Raw genomic sequence first — 19,150 nt, forward strand, 5'->3', positions numbered from 1 at the left:
CAACCGTTTCTTCTGCCGATACGTCAAGTTGAAGGAAGAGACGGAACGACGCGCGACCGTCGGTCTCTCGGTGCGCACCGGGGGGCCTTCCGATGGCGTACAAAGTCCGCCCTCCCGCTTGCCCGACCCTTTCGGTACACCCCTAGACTGAACATCCAGCAGGTGGCTACACGCTCGAAAGGCGCCCCCGTGTCCATCGGCAACTCCCCTGAAGACGACCGGCCTTCCGTCGGTCGTGTCCTCCAGAAGGCCCGCGTCGACGCCGGACTGACCGTCGACGAGATCAGTACGACCACGCGGGTGCGCATCCCCATCGTGCACGCGATCGAGCAGGAAGATTTCTCGCGCTGCGGCGGGGACGTGTACGCCCGTGGTCACATTCGAACACTCGCACGTGCCGTGGGGCTGGATCCGGCCCCGTTGATCGCCCAGTTCGATGCCGAGCACGGCGGCCGGCCCGAGCCGACCCCGGCGGCACCGCTCTTCGAAGCGGAGCGGATGCGTCCCGAGCGACGGCGTCCGAACTGGACGGCCGCGATGGTCGCCGCGATCGTCGCGGTGATCGGTTTCGTCGGCTTCACGCTGTTCAGCGACGGCGGCAAGGGTCAGGAGGCATCCGTCGCCGACGGTCACGTCGGCGAGAGCCCGACCGTCAAGCCGTCCCCGACCAAGACCAAGCCCGCCGACCCCAAGCCCGACCCCTCCGACAGCGCCATCGCCGGCCTGCCGAAGGACAAGGTGACCATCAAGATCACCGCGCGTGACGGGCAGAGCTGGATCTCCGCCAAGGACGCCAACGGCAAGCTCCTGGAGGACGGCCTGCTCCAGAAGGGCCAGTCCAAGACCTTCACCGACAAGAAGCGGATCGATCTCGTCCTCGGTAACGCCGGAGCCGTACAGCTGTACGTCAACGGCAAGGAGGTCAAGGAGATCGGCGACAAGGGCTCCGTGGAGCGCCTGAGCTACACCCCCGGCGACCCGCAGGCCGGCTGAGCGCACGCCCGCCGGCTTCCGGGGAAACGCCGGGAAAAACGCCCGCCGCCCCTCCAGGAGAGGCGGCGGGCGGTCGCACGCCGGGGCGCCGGGCGGTGCGGGGAACCCTCCCAGACATGGGGACGTCCGGGACGAAGTAGGCTGGGCGCCATGCCCGAACGCCGTACCGTCGCCCTTGTCACTCTTGGCTGCGCCCGTAACGAGGTGGACTCGGAGGAGCTCGCAGGCCGCCTGGCAGCGGACGGCTGGGAGCTCGTCGAGGAAGCCGCCGAAGCCGATGTCGCCGTCGTCAACACCTGTGGTTTCGTCGAGGCCGCCAAGAAGGACTCCGTCGACGCCCTCCTGGAAGCCAACGATCTGAAGGACCACGGCCGCACCCAGGCCGTGGTGGCCGTGGGCTGCATGGCCGAGCGGTACGGCAAGGAGCTGGCCGAGGCGCTGCCCGAGGCCGACGGCGTGCTCGGGTTCGACGACTACACCGACATCTCCGGCCGCCTCCAGACCATCCTGAGCGGCGGCAACGTCGAGGCGCACGCCCCGCGCGACCGGCGCAAGCTGCTGCCGATCAGCCCCGCCGAGCGCCAGGGCGCCGGGGTCGCACTCCCCGGCCACGGTGACGCGCTCGCCTCTGCCCCCACGGATCTGCCCGAGGGCGTCGCGCCCGCCTCCGGGCCGCGCGCCCCGCTCCGCCGCCGCCTGGGGAACAACCCCGTGGCCTCGGTGAAGCTCGCCTCCGGCTGCGACCGCCGCTGCTCCTTCTGTGCCATCCCGTCCTTCCGCGGCTCCTTCATCTCGCGCCGCCCCTCGGACGTGCTGGGGGAGACCCGCTGGCTGGCCGAGCAGGGAGTGAAGGAGATCATGCTGGTCTCCGAGAACAACACCTCCTACGGCAAGGACCTCGGCGACATCCGTCTCCTGGAGACGCTGCTGCCGGAGCTGGCGGCCGTCGACGGCATCGAGCGCGTCCGGGTCAGCTACCTCCAGCCCGCCGAGATGCGGCCCGGGCTGATCGACGTCCTGACCGGCACCGACAAGGTTGCCCCGTACTTCGACCTGTCCTTCCAGCACTCCGCCCCCGGTGTGCTGCGCGCCATGCGCCGCTTCGGGGACACCGACCGCTTCCTGGACCTGCTGGCGACGATCCGTACGAAGGCGCCGCAGGCCGGTGCCCGCTCCAACTTCATCGTCGGCTTCCCCGGGGAGACCGAGGAGGACTTCGCCGAGCTGGAACGCTTCATCAGCGAGGCGAGACTCGACGCCATCGGCGTCTTCGGGTACTCCGACGAGGACGGCACCGAGGCGGCCGGCTACGAGAACAAGCTCGACCCCGACGTGGTGGCCGAGCGCCTGGCACACCTGTCCCGGCTGGCCGAGGAGCTGACCGCGCAGCGCGCCGAGGAGCGCCTGGGCGAGACCGTCTCCGTGCTGGTCGACCGGGTCGACGACGAGGACGGCGTGGTGGGCCGCGCGGCGCACCAGGCTCCGGAGACCGACGGCGTCACCCTCCTCACGACCGGCCAGGACCTGGCTCCAGGTCGTATGGTCGAAGCAAAGGTGGTGGCGACCGAGGGCGTGGACCTCGTGGCGGAGCCGCTGCCGCTCGGCGCCGAGCACGGTGCCGGGTGTCCCGAGGAGGCGGACAGATGACCGGAGTCCCGGCTTCCGCCGCAGGTGCTTCCGCCGCCGGCGGGGCCGCACGGCCGAAGACCGTCCGGCGGCAGGCCGGGCTGTGGAACATCGCCAACATCCTCACGATGCTGCGGCTGGTCCTGGTACCGGTCTTCGTGCTGCTCCTGATGCACGGCGACGGGTACGACCCGGCCTGGCGCGCGTTCGCCTGGGCGGCGTTCGCCATCGCCATGATCACCGATCTCTTCGACGGTCACCTGGCGCGCGCTTACGACCTGGTCACCGACTTCGGGAAGATCGCCGATCCGATAGCGGACAAGGCGATCATGGGCGCAGCGCTGATCTGCCTGTCGATCCTGGGCGACCTGCCCTGGTGGGTCACCGGAGTGATCCTCTTCCGGGAGCTCGGCATCACGCTGATGCGCTTCTGGGTGATCCGGCATGCGGTCATCCCGGCCAGCCGCGGCGGCAAGATGAAGACGCTCGCCCAGGGGACGGCGGTCGGGATGTACGTCCTCGTGCTCACCGGTCCCCTGGCCACGCTGCGCTGGTGGGTGATGGCGGTGGCCGTGGTGCTGACCGTCGTCACGGGCCTGGACTACGTGAAGCAGGCCGTCGTACTGCGCCGGGCCGGGCTGGCCAAGTCGCGGGAGGCCCTCCGGGCGCGGTCCGGTGGGGAGCCTTCCGGTCAGGGGTCGACGCGGTGAGTGGCGGTACGGAGGCTGCGCAAGGGGCCGGGGAAAGCTCTGAGGCGCGCGCTGACGCCCTCGCGGCGCCGGTCGCGCCTTCTGCTGCCTCCGGCGCCGAGGAGGGCGCTGGGCGGGCGCTGGCGACGTTGACGGAGCGCGGGCAGACGCTGGCCGTGGCCGAATCGCTGACCGGCGGCCTGGTCGCGGGCGTGCTCACCGCGATTCCCGGTGCCTCCCGGTGCTTCCGGGGCTCGGTCACGGCGTACGCGACCGAACTGAAGAGCCTCGTACTGGGTGTGGACGGCGCGCTTCTGGCCACCCGTGGTGCGGTGGACGCCGACGTCGCCCGGCAAATGGCACGGGGTGTACGACGCGTGCTCGGCGCCGACTGGGGTATTGCCACAACAGGAGTCGCCGGCCCCGACCCGCAGGACGGGCAGCCGGTCGGCACGGTCTACGTCGCGGTCAGCGGGCCCGGCGGTGAGGGAAAAGTGCGCCGGCTGACGTTGCACGGGGATCGCGACCGGATCCGCAGGGACAGCGTCACCGCAGTAGTGGATCTGCTGTTGAGCGAACTGACGGAAAATGCGCGGGCAAAGGATACGGAACATCACGGGGGTATCTGATGTTTACAGCCCTGAGTGAACACGAACTCGCTCCCGGCACGGCTGAGGCCCGAGGCGGTACGGTGGGGCGAGAAGGATCCGGATCCGAGGTCCGAGGAGGGAGCCAGCGATGATTCTGCTCCGTCGCCTGCTGGGTGACGTGCTGCGCCGACAGCGTCAGCGTCAAGGCCGCACCCTGCGCGAGGTCTCCTCCTCCGCCCGGGTGTCGCTCGGCTATTTGTCCGAGGTCGAGAGGGGGCAGAAGGAGGCTTCCTCCGAGCTGCTCTCGGCGATCTGCGATGCGCTGGACGTACGGATGTCCGAGCTCATGCGGGAGGTCAGCGACGAGCTGGCGCTCGCGGAGCTGGCCCGGTCCGCCGCCGCGAGCGAGCCGGTACCGACGCCGGTGCGCCCCACGTTCAACGCCGTGTCCGTCACTTCCCTGACGGGCGTTCCCGAAGAGCGCGTGACGATCAAGGCTCCCGCGGAGGCCGTGGACGTCGTAGCGGCCTGACCGCACGGTTTCGGGTAGAGACCGCTTGCAGGCATGAAGAAAACCCTGGTGGGCACTCGCCCGCCGGGGTTTTCGTGTTGCCGGAGGGCATCACGCAGACTCTCGTCCGAACTGCGACATTTCTTGTGGTGAGGCATCGTTTGTACGATGGCCAAAACGGACCATTCGCTTTGAAGCGGGAGGAAATGCATGCCTGTCGTCAACAGCACGCTGTCCGAGAGCGACCGCAAGACGGTCGGTGACGCGCTCCAGGGCGCGCTGGTGGACCTCGTCGACCTGTCGCTCCTCGCCAAGCAGGTCCACTGGAACGTCGTCGGCCCGCGCTTCCGGTCCGTCCATCTCCAGCTCGACGATGTCGTCGCCAGCGCACGCGGCCACGCCGACACGGTGGCCGAACGGGCCTCCGCGATCGGCGTGAACCCCGACGGCCGCGCGGAGACGGTCGCGAAGACGAGCGGAATCGGCGCCGTCGACGCCGGCTGGATCAAGGACAACGACGCGGTGGCCACCCTCGTACGGGCACTCGGCGCCGTCATCGAGCGGATGCGGGAACGCATCACCGCCACCGACGAGCCCGACCCCGTCACCCAGGACCTCCTGATCGGGCTCACCGCCGACCTGGAGAAGCACCACTGGATGTTCCAGGCCGAGGCGGCCTGATGGCGGCCTGACGGCGGCCTGGTAGGGCACTCCCCGGTGTCCCGATCGCTTCCGACCCGTACTGCCGGTGGCTGACTGCGGTCCGACAGCCGGTGACAGACTCCGGAGCCGGGTCGGACCGGTCGGGAACGATTCCGTCCGAGCGCGTGTCGTGCGTTGCGGAACGCGCCGTTCGTGCCCCGGTGCGCCCTCCCGCCGGAGGGCCATGGCCGACTACCGTCGACCGGAGGAGGCAGTCATGGCATGGCGCGGCTTCTTCTCCCGGCACCCGGTCCGGGGCGCCGGGCCGCCCGGGACACCGGGCCGCGGCAGGGTGGGGGCGCCGGGCCGCGGCACGGCGGGCGGGGCGGTGGTACTGCTCCGCCGGGTGCCGGGCCGCTGGACCGCCGCGGTGCTCCTCGGGGCGCTGTGGTGGTGGGCGGTGCTGCGACTGTTCTTCTGGCCCGAGGGAGCGGGGGTCGTGGAAGGTGCGATGGCCGCGGGCGGCTGGGGTCTGAGCCTGCTGCCGGTGCACTGCGTACCGCGTCGGACGCGCCGAGGTGGGGGGCGCGTCGGCGCGGCGGGCTGGCACACGCGCGGCGGCTGCGTGGGCGCCCCTAGCGACTCCGCTCTCACGGCGCGGTTCACGAAGGCTTGGCGGCACGGGCGGTGGGGTGGGTCGGGGCGGTCCTGAGGGGCGCCCGGGGCGGGTCCTGTCTGCGTCAGGGAGTCGCGGTCGCAGGGGGATCGGGCTGGCAGCGTGGGCACCAGTACGTGACGCGGGCCTGTGGCCCGGGGTCCTGGTCCGCGACGCGGATCGGCGTCTCGCAGCGCAGACAGGGGCGGCCGGTGCGGCCGTACACCCACAGACGGCGGTCCGGGCGCGCGCTGGGCGTGGTCGTACGGGCGAGCCGCCGCTTGTTCGCCTCCAGCAGCCGCTTCGCCAGCGAGACCGCCCGGTCGGGGCGCGGCAGCGCACCCACCGGCAGCCAGGGCGAAGCGCGCAGCAGGAAGCACAGCTCGCACTTGAAGACGTTCCCGATCCCGGCCAGGTTGCGCTGGTCCAGCAGCGCCTCGCCGAGCGCCCGGTCCGGGTCGGCCAGCAGCCGCCGCAGTGCCTCGTCCGGGTCCCAGTCCGGGCCGAGCAGGTCCGGGCCGAGGTGGCCGACGACGCTGTCCTCGTCGGCGGTGCGCAGCAGCTCCAGTACGGGGAGGCGGTAGCCCACGGCGGTGCGCTCCGCCGTGGCCAGCACGGCGCGGATCTGGTGGTCGGGGCCGCCGCGCCAGCGCTCGTCCGCGCCGTACACCCGCCAGGCACCGTCCATCCGCAGGTGCGAGTGGAGCGTGAAGCCGCCCTCGATGCGGGTCAGCAGGTGCTTGCCGCGCGGCAGTACCTCCAGGACGGAGCGCCCGGCCAGGTCGGTCGTGGCCAGCTTCGGTACGCGCAGGTCGGTACGGGTCAGCAGCCGCCCGGCCAGCGCCTCGTGCAGCTCCGCGGCGGCCCGCCAGACGGTGTCGCCTTCGGGCATGGCTCCATCATGCCGTGCGCGGCGCACCGGGGGCTGCGGGGCGCATTCTGTGGTGCGCGGCTTCACGTGCCCCGGTGTGGCCAGGCCCCCTTCGCCCGGTGCGGCCGTGGCCTCCGTGCGGCTCCTGCGCGGCGCCGCCCCGTGCGGCCGCCGCCTGTGCCGCCCGGTGGCGCGCTCATGTCCGCAGCCGCAGCCCCCTCGGGGTCGCGTGGAAGCCCGCGCCCTCCAGCTCTGCGGCCAGCGGCGAGGTGAGCGCCGACGAGCCGTTGATCCGCTCGACGGTGAGCGCGCCCACGAAGCCGTTCCGCACCGCGGCCGCGAGTGCCTCCAGGGCGAGCCGCACCCGTGTCCCGCCGCCGTCCTCCCCGGCCTGCCAGGCGAGCAGCGTCTTGCCGCCGCGCTCCATGTAGACCGCCAGCTCGCCGTCGACCACGACGACCAGCGAGCCCGCCTTGCGGCCCGGCTTGTGGGACGAGCCCTCCGGCGGCTCCGGCCAGGGCAGCGCGGCGCCGTACGCGTTGGCCGGATCCGCCGCAGCCAGTACGACGGCGCGCGGGGTGCCGCCGCGGGCCGGTCCGGCCGGCTGCCAGGAGCCGCCGGGCGCGGTCTCCTCGGCCGTACGGTCCCGGCTCGTACTGACCGCGCGCAGCCGGTCCACCGCGCCGTCCATCGCGAACTGCGCCGCACCCAGCCCTTCGACGACGTATCCGCGGCGGGCCTGGCCGGTCTCCTCGAAGGCGGACAGCACCCGGTACGCCGCGGAGAAGCCGCCCTCGACACCCTCGGCCGCCACCGCGCCCCGGGTGACGATGCCGTGCCGGTCCAGGAGCGTGTGGGCCAGCGCGTGCGCCCGGTGGGTGGGGTCCGGCTCCAGTACGGGCAGCAGTGACCAGCGTCCGGCCACTGTGGGCGGCCCGGAGCGGGACGCGGTGGGACGGCCGGTCCGGCCGGTGGCGGCGGTGAGGCTGCCGTACCGGCCGCGCGGGGTGGCCCGGCGGGCGCGGTGCGCGGTGGCCCCGGCCGTCCGGCCGGAGCCGAGCAGCGAGCGGAGCGGCGCGAGGGTGTCGTTGGTCAGCCGTCCGGACCAGGCCAGGTCCCAGACGGCGTCGGCCAGTTGGGGATCGGTGGCCTCCGGGTGTGTCGTGGCGCGCACCTGGTCGGCGAGCTGACGGAAGAACAGGCCGTACCCGGGCGCCAGGGCGTCCAGTACGGACTGGTGGAGCGGCGTCACCTCGAAGGGGTGCGGCTGCGGCAACAGGAGCGGCGCGGTGTCGGCCGGATACAGGGCGATCCAGCCGTCCTTCCCGGGCAGCGCGCCGGCGCCGGCCCACAGGACCTCGCCCGTGGAGGTCAGTTCGTCCAGCAGGGCGGGGGAGTAGCCCGACACCCGGGAGGGCAGAACGAGCCGCTCCAGGGCCGAGGCGGGCACCGGCGCGCCCTGCAACTGCTCGACGGCGCGCATCAGTCCGTCGATGCCGCGCAGCCCCTGGCCGCCGACGCTCTGCCACTGCGGCAGGAAGGCGGCCAGCGCGGGCGGCGGCACCGGCTCCAGCTCGTGCCGCAGCGCGGCCAGCGACCGCCGTCGCAGCCGCCGCAGCACCTGCGCGTCGCACCACTCCTGGTGCACACCGGAGGGCGCGAACTCGCCCTGGACGACCCGGCCGGCGCCCGCGAGGCGGTGCAGCGCCCCGTCGGTGACGGCTGTGCCCAGGCCGAAGCGGGCGGCGGCCTGCTCGGAGGTGAACGGGCCGTGCGTGCGCGCATACCGGGAGAGCAGGTCGCCGAGCGGGTCCTTGACCGGCTCCATGAAGGACTCCGGGACGCCCACGGGCAGCGCCGTACCGAGGGCGTCCCGCAGCCGTCCGGCGTCCTCGACCGCGGCCCAGTGCTCGGCGCCCGCCACCCGCACCCGGATGGCCCGCCGGGCCGCGCCCAGCTCCGCCGCCCACGCGGGATCGGCACCGCGCTCGGCCAGCTCGGCGTCGGTCAGCGGGCCGAGCAGCCGCAGCAGGTCGGCGACGCCCTCGGCGTCCTTGACCTTGCGGTCGTCCGTCAGCCACTGCAGCTCGCGCTCCAGGTCGGTGAGGACCTCCGGGTCCAGCAGCTCGCGCAGATCGGCCTGGCCCAGCAGCTCGGCGAGCAGCCGGGAGTCGAGCGAGAGGGCCGCGGCGCGGCGCTCGGCCAGGGGGGAGTCGCCCTCGTACAGGAACTGCGCCACGTACCCGAAGAGCAGCGACCGGGCGAACGGCGAGGGCTCCTGGGTGGTCACCTCCACGAGCCGGACGCGGCGCGACTCGATGTCCCCCATCAGCTCGGCCAGACCGGGAACGTCGAACACGTCCTGCAGGCACTCGCGGATGGCTTCGAGGACGATCGGGAAGGACCCGAACTCGCTCGCCACCTGGAGCAGTTGAGCGGCGCGCTGGCGCTGCTGCCACAGGGGCGTGCGCTTGCCCGGATTGCGCCGGGGCAGCAGCAGCGCGCGCGCTGCGCACTCCCGGAAGCGCGCGGCGAACAGCGCCGAGCCGCCCACCTGGTCGGTCACGACCTGGTCGACCTCGCCCTTGTCGAACACGACATCGGCGGCGCCCACCGGCGACTGGTCGGGGTCGAACTCCGCGCCCGCCGCGTCCGGGTCGGTGTCCAGCAGGTCCAGGCCCATCAGGTCGGCGTCCGGCAGCCGCAGGACGATGCCGTCGTCCGCGTGCATCACCTGCGCGTCCATGCCGTACCGCTCGGTCAGCCGGGCGCCCAGCGCCAGCGCCCAGGGGGCGTGCACCTGCGCGCCGAACGGCGAGTGCACCACCACCCGCCAGTCGCCCAGCTCGTCGCGGAAGCGCTCGACGACGATCGTGCGGTCGTCGGGGACGTGGCCGCACGCCTCGCGCTGCTCGGCGAGGTAACTCAGGACGTTGCCCGCGGCCCAGTCGTCCAGTCCGGCGGCGGACAGCCGGGCCCGGGCCGCCTCCGGCTCCAGCGCGCCGATCTCCCGGAGGTACGCGCCCAGCGCCCGGCCCAGCTCCAGGGGACGGCCGAGCTGGTCGCCCTTCCAGAAGGGCAGCCGGCCGGGCACCCCGGGGGCGGGCGAGACCAGCACCCGGTCCCGGGTGATGTCCTCGATGCGCCAGGAGGTCGTGCCGAGCGTGAAGACGTCGCCGACCCGCGACTCGTACACCATCTCCTCGTCCAGCTCCCCGACGCGGCCGCCGCCCTTCTTGGGGTCGGCGCCCGCCAGGAAGACCCCGAACAGGCCGCGGTCGGGGATCGTGCCGCCCGAGGTGACGGCGAGCCGCTGGGCACCGGGCCGGCCCGTGATGGTGTTCGCGACCCGGTCCCACACGATGCGCGGCCGCAGCTCCGCGAACGCGTCGGAGGGGTACCGGCCCGCCAGCATGTCCAGCACGCCGCTGTACGCAGACTCCGGGAGCGCGGCGAACGGTGCGGCCCGCCGCACCACCGCCAGCAGCTCCTCGACGTCCCAGGCGTCCATCGAGACCATCGCGACCAGCTGCTGGGCCAGTACGTCCAGCGGATTGGCCGGGACGCGCAGCGCCTCGATGGCGCCCTCGCGCATCCGCTCCGTGACCACCGCCGCCTGCACCAGGTCGCCGCGGTACTTCGGGAAGACCACGCCCGTGGACACCGCGCCCACCTGGTGGCCGGCGCGGCCCACCCGCTGCAGCCCGGACGCGACCGACGGCGGCGACTCCACCTGGACCACCAGGTCCACCGCGCCCATGTCGATGCCCAGCTCCAGGCTGGAGGTGGCCACCACGGCAGGCAGCCGGCCCGCCTTCAGGTCCTCCTCGACCTGGGCGCGCTGCTCCTTGGACACCGAGCCGTGGTGCGCCCTGGCCAGCACCGGAGGTGCGCCCTTGGCGCCGCCGGACTGGGCCATCAGTTCGGCGGGGGAGTGGTCCTCGGGCATCGGCTCGCCCGTGGCGCGCTCGTACGCGATCTCGTTCAGGCGGTTGCACAGACGCTCCGCCAGGCGCCGGGAGTTCGCGAAGACGATCGTTGAACGATGCGTCTGTACGAGGTCGGCGATGCGCTCCTCGACGTGCGGCCAGATGGACGGCTTGTCGCCGCCCGAGTCGCCGCCGTCCGGCCCGGTCTCCCGTACGGGCGAGCCGCCCAGCTCGCCGAGGTCCTCGACGGGCACCACCACCGAGAGGTCGAACTCCTTCCCCGAGGGCGGCTGCACGATCTCCACCCGGCGGCGCGGCGACAGATAGCGCGCGACCTCCTCCACGGGGCGGACCGTCGCCGAGAGGCCGATGCGGCGGGCCGGGCGGGGCAGCAGCTCGTCCAGGCGCTCCAGGGACAGCGCCAGGTGCGCGCCGCGCTTCGTCCCCGCGACGGCGTGCACCTCGTCCAGGATCACCGTCTCCACGCCCGCCAGGGCGTCCCGCGCCTGGGAGGTCAGCATCAGGAACAGCGACTCGGGGGTGGTGATCAGGATGTCCGGCGGCCGGTTCGCGATCGACCGGCGCTCGGCGGCGGGGGTGTCACCGGAGCGGATGCCCACCCGAATGTCGGGCTCCGGCAGGCTGAGCCGCACGGACTCCTGGCGGATGCCGGTCAGCGGGGAGCGCAGATTGCGCTCGACGTCGACCGCGAGGGCCTTGAGCGGGGAGACGTACAGCACCCGGCAGCGCTTCTTGGGCTCGGCGGGCGGCGGCGTGCTCGCGAGGGAGTCCAGAGAGGCGAGGAAGGCCGCGAGGGTCTTGCCGGAGCCGGTCGGCGCGACGACCAGCACGTCGGAGCCCTCGCCGATGGCCCGCCAGGCGCCGTCCTGGGCGGCCGTGGGCGCGTGGAAGGCCCCCGTGAACCAGCTTCTGGTCGCGGGGGAGAACGAATCGAGCGCGGTCCTCGCCATGACCCCATCGTGCCTCGGACCACTGACAACGGTCGGCGGGCGGCCCGTCCGGACCGTGGACGCGCAGGTCAGCGGCGCCGCGCCGGGCGCAGAATGGGTGCATGGGAAGCAGCGGGGGCGGCCCGGCGGAGGGCCGGGGGAGCGGGCGCGGACGCGGACGCGCGGCCGGCGAGTGGGCGCGGCACTGGCGGTACGCGGAGCTGCCCGGCCTGGATCTGCTCCGCGCCCGGTACGTGCGCCACGCCTTCCCGCGGCACAGCCACGAGGGTTTCGTACTGGGCGCGGTGTCGGGCGGGATCGAAGAGGTCGGGCTGCCGGACGGGACCGTACGGGCCGGCCACGGGAGCGTCGTCATGATCAACCCGGAGGTGCCGCACACCGCGCGGGCGGGAACCGACGACGGCTGGACGTACTCCACGCTCTACCCGTCCGCGGGCCTCATCGCCGAGATCGCCGCGGAGACCAGCACGCTCCGGGGAACGCCCGGCTTCACCGAGTCGGCCGTCGAGGATCCGTACACCTCGCGGCTCATCCAGGAGGTGCACCGGGCGGCGGAGGCAGGCAACGCGCTGGCCGCCGACAGCATGCTGCGGATCGCCGTTTCCCGGCTGCTGCGCCGATACGGAGGGCCGCTGCCGGCCCGTGCACCCCGTGCGGCGGGCGCGGCCGGGGCGGCCCGGGTACGGGAGATCCTGGAGGAACGGCTGACGGACCCGCCGTCCTTGGACCAGCTCGCCGCGCAGCTGGGCACCAGCCCCTTCGCGCTGCTGCGCGCCTTCAAGAGGGCCTACGGCATGCCGCCGCACGCCTGGCTCACCGATGCGCGGGTGCGCCGTGCCCGGCGCCTCCTGGAGGGCGGCACCACGCCCGCCGAGGCGGCGGTGGCCGTCGGCTTCACGGATCAGCCCCATCTGAACCGGCACTTCACGAGGATCGTCGGCGTACCGCCGGGCGCGTACCGGCGCGAGCGCGAGGGCCCGTGGCGGCCGCCCCGGGGCGGAGCGCGGACGACTCGTGGCGCGCAAGAACGTACAAGACCGCGGGGCAGCGTCTGCCTAGCGTGGAGCGCGTGGCAGAACAGATCGAACAGACCGTACCGCCCGGGATACCGGGCGCCGCGGCGGGTACGCCCCTGGACGGCCCGCCGCGCAAGCCCGACACCGCCGTCATCAGGGACGCGCTCGGCGTCGGCGTCGCCGTCGGCCTCTCCGGCTTCGCCTTCGGAGTCACCTCGGCGGGCGCGGGCCTCAGCGTCCTGCAGAGCTGCCTGCTCAGCCTCCTCGTGTTCACCGGCGCCTCGCAGTTCGCGCTGGTCGGCGCGCTGGGCGCGGGCGGCAACCCGTTGGCCGCCGCGGCCGGTGCCTTCTTCCTGGGCGCCCGCAACGCCTTCTACGGGCTGCGGCTCTCCGGGCTGCTCGGCTACCGGGCCCTGATGAAGCCGCTCGCCGCCCACTGGATCATCGACGAGACGTCCGCCGTCACGCTCGCCCAGCCCGACCGGCGCAGCGCCCGCCTCGGCTTCACCGTCACCGGACTGTCGCTCTACGTCCTGTGGAACCTCACCACGCTGGCCGGCGCGCTGGGCGCCGAAGCGCTCGGCGACACGGCTGCCTGGGGCCTGGACGCGGCCGGGCCCGCCGTCTTTCTGGCGCTGCTCGCCCCCATGTTGAAGACCACCGCGGAGCGTGCCGTGGCGGGCCTGGCCGTCGTCCTGATGCTGGTCACCCTGCCGGTGCTGCCCGCCGGCGTGCCGGTCCTGGTCTCCGCGCTGGCAGCCCCCGCCGTACTGCTGGTCCAGGGCGCCCGCTCCCGTAGGACAGCACGCGCACAGGAGGAGAGCCGGTGAACACCTGGATCGCGATCGGCGTCACTGCCGTCGGCTGCTACCTGCTCAAGTACGCGGGCCTGCTGGTGCCCGCCGGCGTTCTGGAGCGCCCCCTTGTGAAGCGGCTCGCCGCGCTGCTTCCGGTGGCCCTGCTGGCCGCCCTCACCGCGCAGCAGACCCTCAGTGAAGGCCCCCACCTCCTTCTGGACGCGAGGGTGGCCGGTGTCGGTGCGGCAGCGCTCGCCCTCGTACTGCGCGCGCCGTTCCTCTTGGTGGTCGCGGCCGCCGTGGTGGTCACGGCAGGCGTACGGGCGCTCGGCGGCTGAACGGGCGAGGGCGGGCGCACCCCGGTACGCCCGCCCTCGCCGGGGCGCTACTCCGTGCTCAGCCGGCGCGCGTCCCGTTCCGGGCGCAGGAAGAGCGTGACCACCACCCCGGCCGCCGTGACCAGCCCGGCCATCAGTACGTACGCCCCGAAGTACCCGGAGGCGACGGTCGTGCCCGCGTCCACGATGCGCCCCATGACGAGCGGTGCCAGCACGCCCGCCAGGGCGAACACACACGTCAGCGCGCCCAGGGTGACGCCGCGCCGGTCGGCGGGAGAGATCCGGGAGACGGCGGTCGCCGCGACCGTGAGGATGATGTCCGTGACGGCCATCGGCCCGAGCAGCAGGACGATCTTCAGCCACAGCACGTCCGTCGCGGCGAACCCCACCATGGCCACGCCCGCCAGGATCATCACCAGGCCGGTCTGCACGCCGGAGGACCAGGCGAGGCGCGGCGGCAGCCCGGCCTTCGCCCGCTTGACCGACCGCTGGACGAGCGCCCCGTGGGCCAGCATCGCTCCCCCCTTGGACAGCGCGGACAGCATGATCAACAGGCTCGCGCCGCGCAACGAGAGCCCGCCCACCTCCTGGAAGTAGTCCGCCGACCAGGTCAGCCCGGCCGACAGCGTCCAGTACGCGGCGAACGAACCCAGCGCCGCCGCCAGCCAGGTCCCCGACAGCAGCAGCTTCCGGTACGGGGTCCCGGGCGCAGCCCCTGCTGCCGCGGAAACGGGCCCCGGTGTGCGCCGCCTGCCCACCGGAGGCGCCAGCGGTCCCTCCTTCCCGTACCGCAGCCACACCGCCGCCCAGAGGAGCCCGACGAGACCGACGACCCCGAAGGCCCACCGCCAGCCCCAGTGGTCGATGACCACGCCCAGGGTGGGCGCCGCGATGGCCACCCCGGCCGCCGCACCGGCCAGCAGCACCGCGGTCGGCAGCGTGCGGTCCTTCTGCTCGAACCAGCCGTACAGGTGGTGCAGCGCCACCGGGGACGCCGGTCCCTCCGCCGCGCCCAACAGGACGCGCGTGACCACCAGCACTCCGAAGCCGGCAGCGCCGATCAGCATCGGCAGCTGGGCCGCCGACCACAGGAGCGCCATGCCCAGCAGCAGTACGGACGTGCGCACGGTGCGGGTGAGGAACGACCCGGCCAGCGCCGCCAGGCTGAAGAGCGCGAAGAACGCCGAGGACGCCGTGCCGAACTGCTCCCGGGTGAGGCCGAGATCGTGCATCACCGGGTTCGCGGCCAGGCCCATGACCGTCTTGTCGGCGAAGTTCACCAGCATGAAGGCCAGCAGCAGCCACGTGGTGCGCCAGGCCGGGCCCCGTGAGGCGGCGGCCGCGCCCGGTAGGACCGCCGGCGCGGATTCGGCGGCCGACGTCACCGAACGGCCTCCGGCGCCGTCCCGCTGTCCGCCGCTGAGCCGCACGCGCAGCCGTCCTCGTCCGCCACGACGCCGACCGAGATGGCGCCGGCCGCCCGCCGACGGCCCCCCTCGCTGCGCGTCAGCTCCGTGGTGAGGTCGGACCCCTCGACGACGGCCGCCGACTCCGCAGCGGCCCACCGGAAGACGCCCTGGGCCATCGTGGAGGACTCGGCGGCCGCCCGCTTCGCGTACACCTCCGCGCGGACCCGGGCCACCTCGCGGTCCTGCGGCGCCGCCAGCGCCGCGGTCTCGGCCAGATGGGCGGCCAGCCGCAGCTCCCCGCGGCCCAGCAGGTCTGCCGCCCGGCGCGCCAGTACGACGGCGCCACCCGCCGCCTCCGCCAGTTCGGCGGCCAGCTCCGCTTCGGGCGCGGGCTTGAGGTGCGCCGGGTTCTGGTCGTACCAGCCGCCCCACAGCCGCCACAGGTTGCGGACCACGAACTCCGGCTCGTCGTACGCGGGATGGAGGTACGGCTTCGCCAGCAGCTCGGCCGGGACCTTGACGCCGTGCAGCACCTCGTCCAGACGCAGCCCGGCGTTCATCAGCTCGCGCGTCTGGGTGCAGAGCGACTCCAGCAGCTCGGCGCTGTCCCCGAGGGCCTGCGCGATCCGGGGCGCGCCGACGATCGGTACGCCGTGCCCCGGGAGCAGCACCTCGGCACCCAGCTCCGCCATCGCGCGCAGCGCACGCGCCCAGTCCTCCGGGTAGCGCTGCACCTTCTGGGGATTGCCGGCGTTCGGCGAGTTCCAGATGAACAGGTCACCCGTGCACAGCGTCTTCAGCTCCGGAATCCACACGTAGGTGGCGTCGTCCGTCTCGCCGCGCGCATGGAAGAGCTCGAACGTCAGGTCCCCGTAGCGCAGCGTGAGCCGGTCCCGGTAGGTGGTGTCCGGGTAGCGGTAACGGGTCGGCCAGTTGAGCGCCGGCACCCCGAACTGCCGCCGGTTGATCCAGGAGTTGTAGCCGGCCGTCTCCGTGTAGCGGTCGAAGCGCGCGGCCACCGCCTCATGGGCGACCACCTCGGGAGCGGCCACGCCCCGCGCCCGCGCGTCCTCGTCGAACGGGCCGACCCCGAAGACGTGGTCCACGTGCCCGTGCGTGTAGACGATGCTGCGCACTTCTTTGCGCGGCGCGCTGTCCGTCGCCGCGCCGAACGCCGTCACCGCCGTGTGCAGCTGCCCGGCCGTGCGGATGTCCCCGGAATCCACCAGCACCAGCCCGTCCGACCCGGTGTCGAAGACCGCCACGTTGGCGAACGCGGGCAGGAACCCGGTCCGCTCGCCGATGCGCGCCAGAGTGTCCCCCGTGTACGCCCCGGAGAGGTGGGCGAGCAGGGTGTCCTGCCCCTGCCAGACACGGTCCACATAGGCGAGATAGTCGTCGAGGCTGTGCTGCGTCATAGAAAACGGCTCCTTACGAGGGTCGGATGCCGGCCGGTACGCCGCGGCCATTCGCGGCCGGGTCACCGAGTCTCGGCCGCGTACAGGCCGGACGACATCCGGCGCCGTCACATCGCCCCAACGCCAGTACTGTGACGCGTCACAACCCCGCCGCCCCTCCGGGTGCGGCGCGGTGCCGCACCCGGAGGAAGGAGGCGCGCGTGCCGCTGTCCGACGCCGCCCGTGACCTGGCCCTGCGCTGCGAGACGCGGGTCAACGAACTGGCCCGCGAGATGTCCGGCGACGTGTTCGACCACATCCCCGGGTACGCCGAACTGCCCGACGACATGAAGGACGTCGAGATCGCCGCCACCGTGCGGCACGGACTGCGCCTCTTCATGCGGCGGGCACGCGGCGGGGACGGCCGCCACGGCGACCACGCGCTCTTCAGACAGCGCGCAGCGCAGCGCGCGGAGGAGGGCCTGCCGCTGCACCTGTTGCTGCGCACCCACACGCTGGGCACCTACGCCCTCTGGAGGACGCTGCGCGACGAGGCCCGCCCCGGTGAGGAGGCCGCCCTCGCCGAACTGGCCGACTTCCTCCTCCGCAACCAGGACAGCGTCATCGGGGCGGTCGCCGAGACCTACCTCGACGAACGCGCCGCGCTGGACGCCGAACGGCGCGAGGAACGGCGCACACTCGCGCGTGCCCTGATCGACGGCGCGCCCGCCGCCGACCGGGACGCGCTGGCGGAACTGGGCCTGGACGGCCCCGTCACGGTCCTCGCGCTGCGCCTCCCGCCGGCCGACGGCCCCGCCCCCGCACCGATCGCGGTCCGCCGCGGTCTGCGGCGCCTGCAAACCGCCCTGGAACGCGAATTCGGCACCGACGTACTCCTCAGCCTGGACGCCGCGGGCGGCCATGCGCTCGTACCGGGCGCACCGGAACCCGCCGACGGCCTCGCCCGGCGCCTGGCCCGCGCGTACGGCGGCCCGGTGCGCTGTGCCGCTGCGCGGTCCGAGAGCCCCGGAGGCGTCCCGTACGCCGCCCGTACCGCCTCCGAGGTGATCCGCATCGCGCACGCCTCCGGACGGCCCCCGGAGCTCCACCGGCTCGCCGACGTCCTGCTCGAGTACCACCTCTCGCGCCGCGACGAGAGCAGCCCGATGATCGCCGCCCTCCTCGACCCGCTCGACGGCCGCCCCGAACTGACCGACACCCTGCGCGCCCACCTGGAGACGCGCCAGGACCGCCGCGCGACCGCGCGGGCACTCGGGCTGCACCCGAACACCGTCGACAACCGCCTCGCCCGGATCGCCGAACTCACCGGCATCGACCTGGCCTCCCCACGGGGCACCACCCTGGCCCTGTGCGCGCTGCTCCTCAGAGACAGCACGCCGGAACCGCCTTCAGAGACGGCGCGCCCCGGCCGCTCGCCCTCGGGGCCGGGTCATCCGATGTCGCGCCCGTAGGCGCGCAGCGTCAGCAGCGCCTTGAGGGTCACCATCGGGCGGCACTCCAAGGTGGTGCCCGGCGCCCACGCCCGCCAGTTGATGGGCCAGCCGCCGTCCTCCTCCTGAAGGGCAGCGAGGTGGTCAAGAGCCCGGTCCATCTCCGCGTCCGTGAACCAGCCGCGCGCCGGGGACGCCGGCGTGGGCGCGTAGTCGTACGCGAAGTGGTGCTCACCGGGCGCGTACCCCTCCGCCACCGGGATCTCGTGCGCCCGCTCCGGCTCCACGACGACCAGCCCCTGCTCGCGTACGAGCCGGCCCAGACGCGCGGCGGCGGCAGCGGCGCGTGCCCGGTCCGGCACGCCCTCCAGGAACCCCAGCGCGGCCTCCGCGCCGTACGGGTGCGTCTTCTCCATGGACTCCACCGCCTGCCAGCAGTAGTCCGTCGCCCGGAACAGCCAGGCGTGCCACACCTCGTTCCGGTGCAGCAGCCCGACCACCGGACCGGTCGCCAGCAGATCGCTCGGCGGATCGTCCACCACCGGGATCCAGGGCGCCGCGGGATAGCCGCGCAACGAAGGGTGCAGGGCGGGCAGGGCACCTTCGGGGGTGGAGATGTCCGTCAGATAGCGGCACACCTGTTCCACCCGGCGGCCCTCGCAGCGCCCGATGGCGTCCAGTACCCCGAGTGCGTGCGCGGTGTGCAGCGGCTGGCTCACGGGGCCGCGCAGGTCCGGCTCCAGGGCGTGCCCGTACCCGTTGTCGTCGTTGCGGTACGCGTCGAGCGCGGTCTCGACGGCGTCCGCGCTGCCGCCCAGGAAGTGATGTTCGAAGCGGCGCTGTTCCAGGACCCGCGCGGTGAGCCAGATGAAGCGCTCGGCGCGCGCCAGAGGGGTCGTCGGTGGGTTTGCGGTTCCGTCCATGGCCCGACGGTAGGGCGGAACCCGCGGCCGGTCAGCGGCTCGCGCACGGCTGCACTCTCAGGGGCGGGATACTGGGGCCATGCGGTTGACGGACTTCTGGCAGCGGATGGCGGATCATTTCGGCGCGGCGTACGCCGACTCCTTCGCGCGCGACTACGTGATGTCCGAGCTGGGCGGCCGGACCGTCCACGAGGCGCTCGACGCGGGCTGGAGTGCCAAGGAGGTCTGGCGCGTGGTCTGCGCCGTCATGGACGTGCCGTACGAGAAGCGCTGACCGCACCGCACCACCCGGATCCGCGTCCGCGACGATCCGACGTGAGGTGGGTCAGGGCCCGCGTTGTC

At 73.5% G+C, this 19,150-nt stretch carries 16 protein-coding genes and 1 pseudogene; 12 read left to right on the top strand and 5 right to left on the bottom strand.

Annotation, left to right across the window (positions count from 1 at the left end; genetic code table 11):
* Positions 1 to 189 precede the first annotated feature (189 nt).
* From IF04_RS0122130 to IF04_RS35960, 7 genes are all read left to right on the top strand, one after another.
* Positions 190 to 993 carry a helix-turn-helix domain-containing protein gene (locus tag IF04_RS0122130; protein ID WP_030260601.1) on the top strand — a complete coding sequence of 268 codons (804 nt, stop codon included), beginning with the start codon at positions 190 to 192 and terminating at the stop codon, positions 991 to 993.
* Between the two features lie 150 nt (positions 994 to 1,143).
* Positions 1,144 to 2,640 (top strand): 30S ribosomal protein S12 methylthiotransferase RimO, encoded by a 1,497-nt coding sequence (gene rimO, locus IF04_RS0122135; protein ID WP_030260604.1) that lies wholly within the window; start codon positions 1,144 to 1,146, stop codon positions 2,638 to 2,640.
* Positions 2,637 to 3,329: a CDP-diacylglycerol--glycerol-3-phosphate 3-phosphatidyltransferase gene (gene pgsA, locus IF04_RS0122140; RefSeq protein WP_030260608.1), complete on the top strand. Its 693-nt coding sequence runs from the start codon at positions 2,637 to 2,639 to the stop codon at positions 3,327 to 3,329. The genes rimO and pgsA overlap by 4 nt, the downstream gene beginning before the upstream one ends.
* Before the next feature lie 119 nt (positions 3,330 to 3,448).
* On the top strand, positions 3,449 to 3,937 hold the full coding sequence (locus IF04_RS0122145) for a CinA family protein (protein WP_030260612.1): 489 nt from the start codon (positions 3,449 to 3,451) through the stop codon (positions 3,935 to 3,937).
* 109 nt (positions 3,938 to 4,046) lie between these two features.
* Positions 4,047 to 4,430: a helix-turn-helix domain-containing protein gene (locus IF04_RS0122150; protein ID WP_030260616.1), complete on the top strand. Its 384-nt coding sequence runs from the start codon at positions 4,047 to 4,049 to the stop codon at positions 4,428 to 4,430.
* A 189-nt stretch (positions 4,431 to 4,619) separates the two neighbouring features.
* Positions 4,620 to 5,090, top strand: coding sequence for a Dps family protein (locus IF04_RS0122155; protein WP_030260621.1), 471 nt, complete (start codon positions 4,620 to 4,622; stop codon positions 5,088 to 5,090).
* Between the two features lie 238 nt (positions 5,091 to 5,328).
* Positions 5,329 to 5,763, top strand: coding sequence for a hypothetical protein (locus IF04_RS35960; RefSeq protein WP_425428436.1), 435 nt, complete (start codon positions 5,329 to 5,331; stop codon positions 5,761 to 5,763).
* A 28-nt stretch (positions 5,764 to 5,791) separates the two neighbouring features.
* Here the strand turns inward: IF04_RS35960 and IF04_RS0122165 are convergent, their stop codons facing one another.
* Both IF04_RS0122165 and IF04_RS0122170 read right to left on the bottom strand, forming a co-directional pair.
* The gene (locus IF04_RS0122165) at positions 5,792 to 6,598 is read right to left on the bottom strand and encodes a DNA-formamidopyrimidine glycosylase family protein (RefSeq protein WP_030260627.1); all 807 of its coding nucleotides are present in this window, start codon (positions 6,596 to 6,598) and stop codon (positions 5,792 to 5,794) included.
* A 175-nt stretch (positions 6,599 to 6,773) separates the two neighbouring features.
* Positions 6,774 to 11,477 (bottom strand): ATP-dependent helicase, encoded by a 4,704-nt coding sequence (locus IF04_RS0122170; RefSeq protein WP_030260630.1) that lies wholly within the window; start codon positions 11,475 to 11,477, stop codon positions 6,774 to 6,776.
* A 101-nt stretch (positions 11,478 to 11,578) separates the two neighbouring features.
* Between IF04_RS0122170 and IF04_RS37680 the strand changes: the two are divergent.
* The 3 genes and pseudogenes from IF04_RS37680 to IF04_RS0122185 form a co-directional block, all read left to right on the top strand.
* A pseudogene (locus IF04_RS37680) lies at positions 11,579 to 12,478 on the top strand (AraC family transcriptional regulator); the annotation flags it as partial.
* A gap of 104 nt (positions 12,479 to 12,582) precedes the next feature.
* Positions 12,583 to 13,323: an AzlC family ABC transporter permease gene (locus tag IF04_RS39330; RefSeq protein WP_051831481.1), complete on the top strand. Its 741-nt coding sequence runs from the start codon at positions 12,583 to 12,585 to the stop codon at positions 13,321 to 13,323.
* On the top strand, positions 13,320 to 13,628 hold the full coding sequence (locus tag IF04_RS0122185) for an AzlD domain-containing protein (RefSeq protein ID WP_030260635.1): 309 nt from the start codon (positions 13,320 to 13,322) through the stop codon (positions 13,626 to 13,628). Before IF04_RS39330 ends, IF04_RS0122185 begins: the two co-directional genes overlap by 4 nt.
* Before the next feature lie 47 nt (positions 13,629 to 13,675).
* Here the strand turns inward: IF04_RS0122185 and IF04_RS0122190 are convergent, their stop codons facing one another.
* Positions 13,676 to 15,013, bottom strand: coding sequence for an MFS transporter (locus IF04_RS0122190; protein WP_157847694.1), 1,338 nt, complete (start codon positions 15,011 to 15,013; stop codon positions 13,676 to 13,678).
* Positions 15,010 to 16,455, bottom strand: coding sequence for an alkyl sulfatase dimerization domain-containing protein (locus IF04_RS0122195; protein WP_051831458.1), 1,446 nt, complete (start codon positions 16,453 to 16,455; stop codon positions 15,010 to 15,012). Before IF04_RS0122195 ends, IF04_RS0122190 begins: the two co-directional genes overlap by 4 nt.
* A 200-nt stretch (positions 16,456 to 16,655) precedes the next feature.
* Here IF04_RS0122195 and IF04_RS0122200 point away from each other — a divergent pair, with 200 nt between their 5' ends.
* A complete protein-coding gene (locus tag IF04_RS0122200; protein ID WP_063829509.1) occupies positions 16,656 to 17,906 on the top strand; it encodes a PucR family transcriptional regulator in 1,251 nt (416 codons plus the stop codon).
* On the opposite strand, the gene IF04_RS0122205 is transcribed toward IF04_RS0122200, so the two are convergent.
* Entirely contained in the window at positions 17,885 to 18,808 is a 924-nt protein-coding gene (locus IF04_RS0122205; protein WP_030260649.1) for a hypothetical protein, read from the bottom strand. The two genes, IF04_RS0122200 and IF04_RS0122205, sit on opposite strands and share 22 nt — an antisense overlap.
* A gap of 79 nt (positions 18,809 to 18,887) precedes the next feature.
* Here IF04_RS0122205 and IF04_RS0122210 point away from each other — a divergent pair, with 79 nt between their 5' ends.
* Positions 18,888 to 19,082 carry a DUF3046 domain-containing protein gene (locus tag IF04_RS0122210; protein WP_030260651.1) on the top strand — a complete coding sequence of 65 codons (195 nt, stop codon included), beginning with the start codon at positions 18,888 to 18,890 and terminating at the stop codon, positions 19,080 to 19,082.
* Positions 19,083 to 19,150: the final 68 nt, after the last annotated feature.

This window comes from Streptomyces violens, assembly GCF_000717745.1.
In the GTDB taxonomy this organism is placed as follows: domain Bacteria; phylum Actinomycetota; class Actinomycetes; order Streptomycetales; family Streptomycetaceae; genus Streptomyces; species Streptomyces violens.

What these genes read in the sequence shown, in the direction of transcription:
- rimO (WP_030260604.1), top strand. Translation starts at nt 1,144, where the DNA reads ATGCCCGAACGCCGTACCGTCGCCCTTGTCACTCTTGGCTGCGCCCGT.
- IF04_RS0122205 (WP_030260649.1), bottom strand. Translation starts at nt 18,808, where the DNA reads ATGGACGGAACCGCAAACCCACCGACGACCCCTCTGGCGCGCGCCGAG.
- IF04_RS35960 (WP_425428436.1), top strand. Translation starts at nt 5,329, where the DNA reads ATGGCATGGCGCGGCTTCTTCTCCCGGCACCCGGTCCGGGGCGCCGGG.
- IF04_RS0122150 (WP_030260616.1), top strand. Translation starts at nt 4,047, where the DNA reads ATGATTCTGCTCCGTCGCCTGCTGGGTGACGTGCTGCGCCGACAGCGT.
- IF04_RS0122210 (WP_030260651.1), top strand. Translation starts at nt 18,888, where the DNA reads ATGCGGTTGACGGACTTCTGGCAGCGGATGGCGGATCATTTCGGCGCG.
- IF04_RS0122155 (WP_030260621.1), top strand. Translation starts at nt 4,620, where the DNA reads ATGCCTGTCGTCAACAGCACGCTGTCCGAGAGCGACCGCAAGACGGTC.
- IF04_RS0122195 (WP_051831458.1), bottom strand. Translation starts at nt 16,455, where the DNA reads ATGACGCAGCACAGCCTCGACGACTATCTCGCCTATGTGGACCGTGTC.
- IF04_RS0122165 (WP_030260627.1), bottom strand. Translation starts at nt 6,598, where the DNA reads ATGCCCGAAGGCGACACCGTCTGGCGGGCCGCCGCGGAGCTGCACGAG.
- IF04_RS0122170 (WP_030260630.1), bottom strand. Translation starts at nt 11,477, where the DNA reads ATGGCGAGGACCGCGCTCGATTCGTTCTCCCCCGCGACCAGAAGCTGG.
- pgsA (WP_030260608.1), top strand. Translation starts at nt 2,637, where the DNA reads ATGACCGGAGTCCCGGCTTCCGCCGCAGGTGCTTCCGCCGCCGGCGGG.